General features: G+C 68.9%; 8 protein-coding genes. 5 read left to right on the plus strand and 3 right to left on the minus strand.

All coding sequences use genetic code 11. The features are described from left to right. Window positions 1-11 precede the first annotated feature (11 nt). The gene (locus Q0P60_RS05570; protein ID WP_294989442.1) at window positions 12-1,577 is read left to right on the plus strand and encodes a phospholipase D family protein; all 1,566 of its coding nucleotides are present in this window, start codon (window positions 12-14) and stop codon (window positions 1,575-1,577) included. Between the two features lie 3 nt (window positions 1,578-1,580). On the opposite strand, the gene Q0P60_RS05575 is transcribed toward Q0P60_RS05570, so the two are convergent. Then, window positions 1,581-2,657: an HDOD domain-containing protein gene (locus Q0P60_RS05575; protein ID WP_294989445.1), complete on the minus strand. Its 1,077-nt coding sequence runs from the start codon at window positions 2,655-2,657 to the stop codon at window positions 1,581-1,583. Between the two features lie 279 nt (window positions 2,658-2,936). Here Q0P60_RS05575 and Q0P60_RS05580 point away from each other — a divergent pair, with 279 nt between their 5' ends. Next, window positions 2,937-4,034 (plus strand): Glu/Leu/Phe/Val dehydrogenase dimerization domain-containing protein, encoded by a 1,098-nt coding sequence (locus Q0P60_RS05580; RefSeq protein ID WP_294989447.1) that lies wholly within the window; start codon window positions 2,937-2,939, stop codon window positions 4,032-4,034. Between the two features lie 44 nt (window positions 4,035-4,078). On the opposite strand, the gene Q0P60_RS05585 is transcribed toward Q0P60_RS05580, so the two are convergent. Further along, on the minus strand, window positions 4,079-6,928 hold the full coding sequence (locus Q0P60_RS05585; protein WP_294989450.1) for an autotransporter serine protease: 2,850 nt from the start codon (window positions 6,926-6,928) through the stop codon (window positions 4,079-4,081). 183 nt (window positions 6,929-7,111) lie between these two features. Between Q0P60_RS05585 and Q0P60_RS05590 the strand changes: the two genes are divergently transcribed. The 3 genes from Q0P60_RS05590 to Q0P60_RS05600 all read left to right on the plus strand — a co-directional run bounded on the left by Q0P60_RS05590 (window position 7,112) and on the right by Q0P60_RS05600 (window position 9,319). After that, window positions 7,112-8,287 (plus strand): thiolase family protein, encoded by a 1,176-nt coding sequence (locus Q0P60_RS05590; protein WP_294989453.1) that lies wholly within the window; start codon window positions 7,112-7,114, stop codon window positions 8,285-8,287. Between the two features lie 122 nt (window positions 8,288-8,409). After that, a complete protein-coding gene (locus Q0P60_RS05595) occupies window positions 8,410-8,751 on the plus strand; it encodes a hypothetical protein (RefSeq protein ID WP_004153024.1) in 342 nt (113 codons plus the stop codon). Between the two features lie 157 nt (window positions 8,752-8,908). After that, a complete protein-coding gene (locus tag Q0P60_RS05600) occupies window positions 8,909-9,319 on the plus strand; it encodes a hypothetical protein (protein WP_294989458.1) in 411 nt (136 codons plus the stop codon). A 104-nt stretch (window positions 9,320-9,423) separates the two neighbouring features. Here the strand turns inward: Q0P60_RS05600 and Q0P60_RS05605 are convergent, their stop codons facing one another. Then, a complete protein-coding gene (locus Q0P60_RS05605; protein WP_294989461.1) occupies window positions 9,424-11,061 on the minus strand; it encodes an acyl-CoA dehydrogenase family protein in 1,638 nt (545 codons plus the stop codon). Between the last annotated feature and the right edge of the window lie 71 nt (window positions 11,062-11,132).

Consider the following 11,132-nt stretch of genomic DNA (forward strand, 5'->3'; position numbering starts at 1 on the left):
AGCATTGCGGCATGAGCCTGCCCACGCCCCTGTGGCGACGCCTGCTGCGTGTCGCTGCGATCGCCATCGCTGCCCTGTTGCTGCTGGTCCTGTCCGGCCTGCTGCTGGCCGACCATCTCACCCCGCAGGCCCAGGGCGCGCCTTCACAGGTCCTGCCCCTGCAGCCGGCACAGACCCGCATCGACCAACAGATCGTGCCCCTGCAGCAGGCTCATCCCGGCCAGTCCGGCGTGGCATTCCTCAGTGACGGCATGGATGCGTTCGCGGCGCGCGCGATGATCACCGCGCAGGCCGGACGCAGCCTCGACCTGCAGTACTACATCTGGCACGACGACCTGGTCGGCCACCTGATGGCCAAGGCGTTGTATGACGCCGCCGAGCGCGGCGTGCGCGTGCGCATCCTGCTCGACGACATGAACGCCAAGGACAAGGACGCGCTGATGATGGCGCTCGATGCGCACCCGAACATCGAGCTGCGCCTGTACAACCCGTTCCGCAACCGTAGCGGCATCGCGCGCACGCTGGAGCTGGTGCAACGCGCCTTCAGCGTGAACCATCGCATGCACAACAAGAGCTGGATCGCCGATGGCCGCGTCGCGATCGTCGGCGGCCGCAACATCGGCGAGGAGTACTTCAGCGCGCGCGACGATGTGAACTTCCAGGACCTGGACCTGGTGGTGGCCGGGCCTGCGGTGCAGCAGGCCAACCGGATCTTCGACGACTACTGGAACAGCAGCGCGGCCATCCCGATCTCGGCGCTGGCCTCGTATACCGATGCACAGCTGCGGCAGCTGGTGCGGCAGTCGGACCTGGACGCAATGCATGCCAAGGCGCAGCCCTACCTGCAGCGCGTAGCCGCATCACGCGGGCTGCAGCGGCCCGGCCCGGAACCCCTGCACTGGAGCGCAGGCGTGCGCATTGCCTCCGATCCGCCGATGAAGCACCGTGGCGATGACCGCCGCACGTGGCTGGTCAGCACGCTCAGCGACGAACTGGCGACGGCCCGTCACAGCGCATTGCTGATCTCGCCCTACTTCGTCCCCGGCAGCGAAGGCGTAGAGGGCCTGGCGGCACTGGCCGCACGTGGCGCGCAGGTCGGCGTGGTCACCAATTCACTGGCCGCCAACGACGTGGCGGCCGTGCACGGCGGCTACATGGGCTATCGGGTTCCGCTGTTGAAGGCCGGTGTGCGGCTGTATGAACTGAAGGCGCACGGCCAGCCGGATACCAGCCTGTTCGGCAGCAGTGGCGCCAGCCTGCATACCAAGGCGTTCGTGGACGACAGCCGTCGCGGTTTCGTCGGCTCGTTCAATCTCGACCCACGCTCGGCCTACCTCAATACCGAGATGGGCGTGCTGTTCGACGATCCCGTGCTGGGCGCCCAGCTGCGCGATGAATACCTGCGCCTGGCCAGCCCGGCGCACAGCTGGTGGCTGGCACTCGGCCACGACGATGGCCTGCGCTGGCTGGAACGGCAGCCGCCACCGCACTGGGTCGACGCCGAACCCGGCGCCGGCGCTGGCAAGCGCTGGACTGCGCGGGCGATCAGCTGGCTGCCGGTGGAATCACAGCTGTAGTGCTCAGGCGGCCGGGCCAGCGTCCTCCAGCCCGGCTTCATCCAGTGTTTCCACGCTGCGCCCGTGCAGGCGCCGCCAGATCCAGCGCAACGCATGCGGTGGCGCCGACGGCAGTTGTTCGAGCAGGGCCAGCATCCGGTTCTGGCTGGAATGCCCATGCCGGCACAGCAGGCTGGCCGCGGCGGCGGCGCTGGCCAGGCGCAGGCTGTCGGCCAGCGGACCGGCCGCCTCGGGGGCCAGGGCCTGGTGCACCGGCTCGGGCAGTTCCCAGGCCGCGGCCACCCGCTGCGCGAGCGGCAGCGACCACTGCTGGAGCAGTTGCAGGGCCAGCGCCGGTTCCACGCTTTCGCCACGCGCCTGTGCTTCCTGCAGCAGCTGGCGCATCACCAGCGCGGCCCCCAGCCCCTGTACCAGGCCCAGCCACTGCGCGGCGAAGGCATCACCGAAGGTGACCGTGCGTGCGTGGTCGGCCGCCGCGCGCGAAGCCAGCAGCGCGTGTTCCCAGATGATCGTGCTGAACTGCGGGAACACGTCGCACTGCACCTGCATCACCGGCTGTACCAGCACCGCACTGATGATCTGGCGCACGCCCTCGGTTCCGACCAGGGTCACCGCACGCTGCAGGCTCTCCACCGGCCGCTCGTGCACCTTGTAGGCCGGGCTGTTGGCGATGCGCAGCAGATTGCCGGTCAGTACCGGGTCCTGGCCGATGATCGCCGCCATCACCCGGGCCGAGGCGGCATCGTCGTTGACGGTCTGGATCAGCTGCGGCAGCAGCTGCGGGCGGCGGGGCAGGTGCCGCGCCGCCCAGTCGCGATCCTGCAGCGCGCGGGCCACCGCCTCGCCCAGTGCCGAGTCCTGCGGCGCGGCCGGCTCGCCGGCCAGCCGCTGGTACAGCGCCAGCGCGTGCAGCCCGCGCTGCAGGTGGGCGGCGATCTCGCCCGCAGGCAGCGCCTCCCCCTGCAGGCTGGCGGCCGCCGCAGCCACCGCCTGCCGCGACACCGCGGCCAGGCGCGAGGGGGCCGCCCCGGTCGAGCGCGCCAGCCAGCCACGCAGCGATCGCCACCAGGCCGGCGTCATCGCCGCCTGCCCTGTCGTTGTGCTGCCTTTGCCGTCACTGACCGCCCTGCCTCTTCACGCGAATCCGGCCACCCGCCGTCGTCGCAGCATCGGCCGCACTTTCATCTTCTTTAACCGGAAGGGCACCGATGTCGACGGCAGCGGCCCGGGGAATGGACTAGAATGGCGCCGCGCGACCCGTCCCCCTGCACCGACGACGTCGCTTTTTTTGTTTTTGGGACCCTACCGTTCACTGGCCGTTCGCTGCAGTTCGCCGCTGTTCGCGCCATCGGAGACGCCATGCTATTCGAAACCCTCGCCACCACCGGCCACGAACAGGTGGTGTTCTGCCACAACCACGATGCCGGCCTGAAGGCGATCATCGCCATCCACAACACCACCCTGGGCCCGGCCCTGGGCGGCGTGCGCATGCGCCCCTACGCCAGCACCGATGAAGCGCTGGCCGACGTGCTGCGGCTGAGCCGGACGATGACCTACAAGAATGCGCTGGCCGGGCTCAATGTCGGCGGCGGCAAGGCGGTGATCATCGGCGACCCGAAGGTGGACAAGACCGAGGTGCTGTTCCGCGCCTTCGGCCGCTATGTCGATTCGCTGGGTGGACGCTACATCACTGCCGAGGACGTCGGCACCGACGTCAACGACATGGAGAACATCTACCTGGAGAGCCAGTACGTGACCGGCGTGCACCAGGTGCATGGCGGCTCCGGCGACCCGGCCCCGTTCACCGCGTATGGTGCGCTGCAGGCGCTGATGGCGGCGATGCGCTTCAAGTTCGGCCATGAAGAAGTCGGCAAGACCAGCATCGCGGTGCAGGGCCTGGGCCACATCGGCATGGAACTGGTGAAGCTGCTGCGCGACCGTGGCGCCAAGCTGTATGTCACCGATCTGGACAGCACCCTGGTCGACCGCGCGGTCAGCGATTTCGGCGCCGAAGCGGTCAAGCCGGACGAAATCCACGAAGTGAACGCCGATGTGTTCGCGCCGTGTGCGCTGGAAGGCGCGATCAACGCCGACACCCTGCCGCGGATCAAGGCAAAGATCATCTGCGGCACCGCCAACAACCAGCTGTCGAGCCTGGAGATCGGCGACGAGCTGCATGCGCGCGGCATCCTGTATGCGCCGGACTATGCGGTCAACGCCGGTGGCGTGATGAACGTTTCGCTGGAGATCGACGGCTACAACCGCGAACGCGCGATGCGGCTGATCCGCAGCATCTACCACAACCTCACCCGCATCTTCGAACTGTCGCAGCGCGAGAACATCGCACCGCAGCGTGCCGCCGACCGCATCGCCGAAAGCCGCATCCTGTCGATCGGCAAGCTGAAGATGCCGCTGGGCCGCAGCACCCCGCGCCTGGGCAACCTGCGCGGCGGCTGAGCCTGCTGCCGTCGCGCCGGGCATGACCCGGCGCGGCCCCTCGCTCAGAACCCGGTGCTGTAGCGCAGCGCGGCCTGCCGCGCACCCTCGCCGCCCACGCGCTGGTCGAAGCCCAGGCTGAGGCGGCCGTTGCGGCCCCACCACGATTCCAGCGCCACGCCGAACAACGCGCTGCCACGCGGCGTGTTCCAGGCGGCCAGCGGCGCCCAGGCGTCGACGCCGACAAAGCTGGCCTGCCAGTCGCCAGCCCCGCCATCCAGCCGTTGCTGCCACTCGGCATGCCCACGCAGCGTCCACCGGCCCCAACCACGTTCACCGCGCAGGCCGGCCATCATCTGCGTGCGCTGCACGCGATTGGCATCGCCCCGCAGGCCGAATCCAAACCCGCCCTGCTCGCTGAAGGCATCGGTCTGCACGCGCGTGGCACTGGCTCCCAGGTACGGCGTCAATGACGCGCCGGCGCGGCCCAGGCGATAGCCCCCTTCCACGCTGGCACTGCTGAAGCGGCCACCGTAGCGCGCAGAAACCCCATAGGCTCCCGCTCCCAGCAGCAGCTGGCGGTCCAGCGTGCGGGTGAACTGGCCGCTGCCGAACTGGGCCAGTGCATAGCCGCGCCCCAGGTTCCAGCCGGCATACAGCTGCGCCTGGGCCTGGCGATCACGCCCACGGTCACCGTCGAAACCGCTGCCTCCGTTGCTGAGGGTCTGGCCGAACGCCACTCCCATCAGGCCGTTGCTGCCCAGCGCCAGGTCCTGGCCCGCCATCCAGCCGCGGCTGTCGGCGCTGTTGCCGGCAAAGCTACCCTGCCCGGCCTCGCCCAGCGCACTCTGCCAGGTGCCGCGCAGCCGCGGCGCGGCCTGTACGCGATCGAAGCGTTCGGCGATCGCACGCCGTGACATGTCGATGCTGTCGAACGTGGCCGCCTCGGCGCGTGCATGCGCCTGCCCGGACAGGCTCTGCAGGCTGGCTGCCAGTCCCAGCTCGCCACCACCGGTGCGCTGCAGCGCGCCCGCAGCGGTGCCGAATGCCGACCCCTGCAGGCCGGTGTTGTTGTCGAGCACGCTGAACGCCCCATCCAGGCGCAGCGCGGCCGCCTGCGCGGAGGCGCTCAAGCCACTGGCCGCAGCGCTGACGCTGACCTGGGTCACGTTCAACCAGGCCGTATGGCTGTCATAGCCGTAGCTGCTCTGCAGCAGCGACAGACCCTGCAGGCCGCTGGAGGTGGCCGGCGTGCTGAAGGTGCCACTCAGGCTACCCGCCGCGCGGATCAGGTCCTGGCGGGTGCCGCTCTGTGGCACGTAACCGGAGACGAAGCCATGCACGCGCACACCGCCGTCGATCATGGCGTTGCCGGTGACCTGCAGGGCATTGGCGCCAAGCGCGATCATCAGCTGTGCACCGGCCTGCTGCGTGTAGTCGCCCTCGATGGTGCCGGTGGTATTGCCGGTGGTGAGGAACACGCTGCTGCCGTTGACCACGTTGCCGATCACGCGCGGGGTGCCGCCGTTGAACTGCAGGCCGGTCGAATCCGGATCCGGCTGGCCGAGGATGGTCACGCTGGAGCGGATCACGCCGCCGTTCTGCAGCGACAGGATGCCACGTTCGATGCGGGTGGCGCCGCTGTAGCTGTTGTTGCCGCCCAGCACCAGGGTGCCTCCGCCCTGCTTGACCAGTCCGCCGCTGCCGGTGATGTCGTTGCGCCACATCGACCCGGTCGACGCCAGGTCCACGTTGGCGACCACATCGCCCCAGTCGAAGCGGCCGGGACCGTTGATCGCGCGGCCGATGTCGAGCAGGCCATAGCCGAACACCGGGTCGACCCCGGGCGCGCCCAGGTCCTTGGCGGTCCCGAGCAGGGTCTGCCGCACCAGGTCGTTGTTGAAGTACGGGAAACGCTGCCAGACCAGGGCTGCTGCACCGGAGACCAGCGGCGCCGCGAACGAGGTGCCGTAGTTCCAGTAGTAGCTGCCGCCGTTGGCATCCGGGTAGACCGCGCTGCCCGGCGCCGCCAGGCAGTAGCGCGCCGCCTGGCCACAGGCGTTGGCATAGCTGGCCAGAGCGCCGGGCGTATACGGATCGACTGCGGTAGCCACCAGCCAGCCCCGCTCCAGGTCGGCCGCCGGCAGCGTGCCGGCCACGCCCTTCTGGCTGGGCAGCGCAGCCAGGCTGCTCGGTTCACTGCGGCCATCATTGCCGGCGGCGAACACCACCAGGCCGCCGTGGCTGACCACGAACGGGCGGTACTCGGCGGCCACCTGCGCGGTGGTCGGCAGGTCGGTCCAGTACAGGCCGCCCCACGAGTTGTTCATCACCTTCACGTTGTAGCTGATCAGGTCCTGGTGGACCTGGGCCACGCCGAGCGGGCCGCTGAAGGCATTGCCACGGCCGCTGCCGTCATCGGTCGGCGACGTATCGGAAATGATCCGGGCGGAGACGATCTGCGCGCCCGGCGCGATGCCGCCCGGCCAGGTTCCTACCGCCGCGCCGGCGGCGAGGCTGGCCACGGCGGTGCCATGGCCGACCACGTCGTCCACGCCCAGATTGTTCTTGGCCGGGTCGATGTAGCTGAAGTTGGCCAGCACCCGCCCGTTGAGCGCCACCGCGTTGCGCTGCACGCCGGAATCGACGATGCCGATGCGCACGCCCTGCCCGGTCAGGCCGGCCGCCTGTGCCGCCCGCGCGTTGGTCACTGACAGATGCGCATCGAACGTCGGCTCCTGCGGCTTGGCCGGCGGCGGCGTGGTGGGAGGCGGCGTGGTCGGCGGCGTCGGCGTGGTCGGGGGCGGATCGACACGCACATTGCTGCCGCCCCCGCCCCCGCCGCCGCCGCAGGCCGTCAGCACCATCGCCAGCGCGGTGGCCAGCCCAGACCTCACCATCGTCGTGCGTTCCATCGATTCCTTCCCATGAACGTTGGCCCGCCCTGATCCTGGCAGGCATGCGGCCGCGCCCAGCGACGGCCCTCCCCGACCCTCTATACTTGGGCCGACCCCCACGCAGTCTGCCGGGAAACCGGAGCGCTTCCAACGGCCCCCGGTCTCCTTTCCGAACATTGCTTACGCATCAACGAGATTGCCATGTCCAACATCGTCATCGCCGCCGCCAAGCGCACCGCCATCGGCTCCTTCCTCGGCCAGTTCAACGGCGTGCCGACCCCCACCCTCGGCGCGGCCGCCATCGCCGCCGCCCTGGAGCAGTCGGGTGTTCCGGCCAGCGACGTTTCTGAAGTCCTCATGGGCTGCGTGCTGCCGGCCAACCTCGGCCAGGCGCCCGCCCGCCAGGCGGCGATTGCTGCCGGCATCCCGCTGTCGGCCGGTGCCACCACGTTGAACAAGGTGTGCGGCTCGGGCATGAAGACCATCATGCTCGGCCACGACCTGATCAAGGCCGGTTCGGCCCGCATCGTGGTCGCCGGTGGCATGGAATCGATGTCCAACGCCCCGCACATGCTGCCGAATTCGCGGACCGGCAACCGCTTCGGCAATTTCCAGGCGGTCGACCACATGGCCCACGATGGCCTGGTCAACGCGTATGACGGCAAGGCGATGGGCGAATTCGCCGAGTGCGCGGTGGACAAGTACCAGTTCAGCCGCGAAGAGCAGGACGCCTATGCCATCGAATCGGTCAAGCGTGCCCAGGCCGCGCAGGCCAACGGTGCGTTCGCCGATGAAATCGTCGCGGTGAAGGTCGCCACCCGCAAGGGTGAGGTCGAGGTTGCCACCGATGAGCAGCCGGGCCGCTCCGACATCGCCAAGATCCCGACCCTGCGCCCGGCCTTCAAGAAGGACGGCAGCGTCACCGCCGCCAGTTCCTCCAGCATTTCCGACGGCGCCGCCGCGGTGGTCCTGCTCACCGAGGAAGACGCCGCCAAGCGCGGTATCACCCCGCTGGCGCGCATCGTCGGCCATGCCACCCACTCGCAGGAGCCGGAGTGGTTCACCACCGCCCCGATCGGCGCGCTGCACACGCTGCTGGACAAGACCGGCTGGTCCATTGACCAGGTCGATCTGTTCGAAATCAACGAAGCCTTCGCCGTGGTGGCGATGGCGCCGATGCGCGAACTGGGCATCCCGCATGACAAGCTCAACGTGAATGGCGGTGCCTGCGCACTGGGTCATCCCATCGGTGCCTCCGGCGCACGGCTGGTGGTGACCCTGGTCAACGCCCTGCGCACACGCGGTGGCAAGCGCGGCATTGCTACCCTGTGCATCGGCGGCGGCGAAGCAACGGCAATTGCCATCGAATTGATTTAAAAAGATTTAACGATGATTTCGCAAAAATGAATGCGGGATCGCTTGACACCCAATCTTGGCTTGTCATCATGTTGTCGGCGCGCAGTTGCGCGTTGCCTAATCTAACGACGAGGATTCACACAATGAGCATCAACAAGCTGCTGGTCGCGATGTCCCTGGCCCTGGCCCTGGCCGCCTGCTCGAAGCAGGAAGCTGCCCAGGACGCCGCTGCTTCGGCCAACGAAGCCGCCACCGAAGCCCAGGCTGCTGCCGACCAGGCCGCCGCTGCCGGCGCCCAGACCGCCGACGCTGCCCAGCAGGCCGCTGACACCGCCGCCACCGCTGCTGACGCTTCGGTCGACGCTGCTGCCCAGGCTGGCGCTGCTGCCACCGACGCTGCTGCCGGCGCTGCTGCCGACGCTGCCAAGGCTGCCGAAGGCACCGCCGAGAAGGCCAAGGACGCTGCTGAAGAAGCCAAGAAGTAATAACTTCTTTCTTCACGCTGTTCTGGAAAAGCCGCTGGTTCGCCAGCGGCTTTTTCTTTGCGCCGGTGCCGGTGTTGGCCGGCATGCGTCGCGACCCTGTCTTCACAACGGCATGAATAGGCTGGCGTCCCCATCCATTGCAGTACCGGAGACCGCCATGAAGATTCGTCCGCTCACCACCACCCTGCTGGCCGCCTCCCTGCTGCTGGCCCTGGCCGCCTGCAAGGGCCCGGAAGCCGAACAGGCCAAGCAGGATGCGCAGCAGGCGGCCGACAGCGCCGGCGCAGCTGCCCGCGATGCGGTCGACAAGGCGGCCGCCGCAACCCGCGACGCCGCCGACAAGACCGCTGCCGCTTCCGAGAAGGCCGCCGCTGATACCCAGCAGGCGCTCGACAAGGCTGCTGACGCCACCGCCAATGCCGCCGACAAGGCCAAGGACGCTGCGACCGACGCCGCCGCGCATGCCAGCGACGCCACCGCCAATGCCGCGCAGAAGGTCGCCGACAAGGCGCGCGACGTTGCCAACGACGCCAAGGCGAACGCGGCCAAGGAAGAAGCCAAGCACTGACGCTACGTTCGCCGGGCAGCGCCCGGCGCTACAGGAAAAGCCGCGGCATGGCCGCGGCTTTTCTGTTTTCTGCCTTGGCTGTTGATGGCGTGGCTGGGCGCCGGCTACGGCATTGCACGTGCCAGCACCAGCGATAGATCCAATCCCGCCGGCAACGTCCCGAACGCCAGGCCGTGCTCCCCTTCCAGCCGGCTGCGCACGAACGCCTCCGCCATCGGACTGCGTGCACGCAGCAGCAGCGCCGCCTGCAGCAGCAGCGCAGTGCGCTCGCAGAACAACCGCGCCTGCGACTCCTCCGGCGGCGGCGCCGCTGCCCAGCGCTGCAAAGCCGCTGCATAGCGCGCATCGCGGTCTGCCACCGCCGCAAGCTCGCCACGCAGGGCCGCCATCGCGTCCGGCTCGCGCGCCAGCGCCCGCAGTACATCCAGGCACTGGATGTTGCCGCTGCCTTCCCATATCGAATTCAACGGTGCCTGCCGGTACAGCCGCGGCAGCATCGACTCTTCCACGTAACCGGCACCGCCCAGGCATTCCTGTGCTTCGTTGACGAACACCGCTGCACGCTTGCACAGCCAGTACTTGCCCAGTGCCGTGCCCAACCGCGCCAGCGCCGCTTCATTGGCATCCACGCTGGCGCGATCCACCGCGCGTGCGATGCGCATCGCCAGCACGGTGGCCGCCTCCGACTCCACTGCCAGGTCGGCCAGCACGTTGGCCATCAGCACGTGCTCCACCAGCGGCTTGCCGAAGGTGCGCCGATGGCGCGCATGGTGCAGTGCCTGCGCCAGTGCCATGCGCATTTCCGCCGCCGCGCCCAGCATGCAGTCCAGGCGGGTCATCATCACCATGCCGATGATGGTGGCCACGCCACGCCCCTCTTCGCCCACCCGCCACGCCTGCGCGCCGCAGAACTCGACTTCGCTGGAAGCGTTGGACCAATCGCCGAGCTTGTCCTTCAGGCGCATCAGCCGGAACGCGTTGCGATCACCATCGGCCAGCCGGCGCGGCATCAACAGGCAGGTCAGCCCGCCCGGTGCCTGCGCCAGGACCAGGAAGCCATCGCACATGGGTGCGGAAAAGAACCACTTGTGGCCGACCAGGCGGTAGCGCTCGCCATCGATCGGTTCCGCGCGCGTGCTGTTGGCACGCACGTCCGAGCCCCCCTGCTTCTCGGTCATGCCCATGCCCAGGGTGATGCCCGCCTTGTCCGCTACCGGCACATCGCGCGGGTCGTAGACCGGCGCGGCCGCCTTGCGCGCCCACTCGGCCAGGTGCGGCTGCACCTGCAGCACCGCCACCGCCGCGTGGGTCATGGTCAACGGGCAGCTGGTGCCGGCCTCGGCCTGGTGATGCAGGTAGCTCAGTGCGGCACGAGCCACATGTGCACCGGGCTGCGGCTCGTGCCACGACAATCCCGCCACGCCATGCTGCTTCGCTGCGCCCATCAGCTGGTGATAGGCCGGGTGGAACTCCACGGTATCGATGCGATGGCCCTGCGCATCATGCGTGCGCAGCCGCGGGCGGTCGCGGTTGGCATCGAAGCCGAGCCGGTACAGTTCGTCACCGGCAAGCGCCCCATACACGGCCAGGCGTGGTGCAAAACTGCCGGCGCCTTCGCGCTGCACCGCATCCATCAACGCCACGTCATCGGTCCACAGCTGGTGGCCTGCAAATGGCGGCGGCTGGTTCAGCACCACATGGGTTTCGAAGGCGGCGTTGCTGCTGAAACTGGGTCCACTCATGCGGTCCATCCTGGTGCCAAGAGGTCTGCGCCCCGATTGTGCCGCATCCCCCGCCAAGCCCGTGTTCAGGC

Source organism: uncultured Stenotrophomonas sp., from assembly GCF_945952405.1.
In the GTDB taxonomy this organism is placed as follows: domain Bacteria; phylum Pseudomonadota; class Gammaproteobacteria; order Xanthomonadales; family Xanthomonadaceae; genus Stenotrophomonas.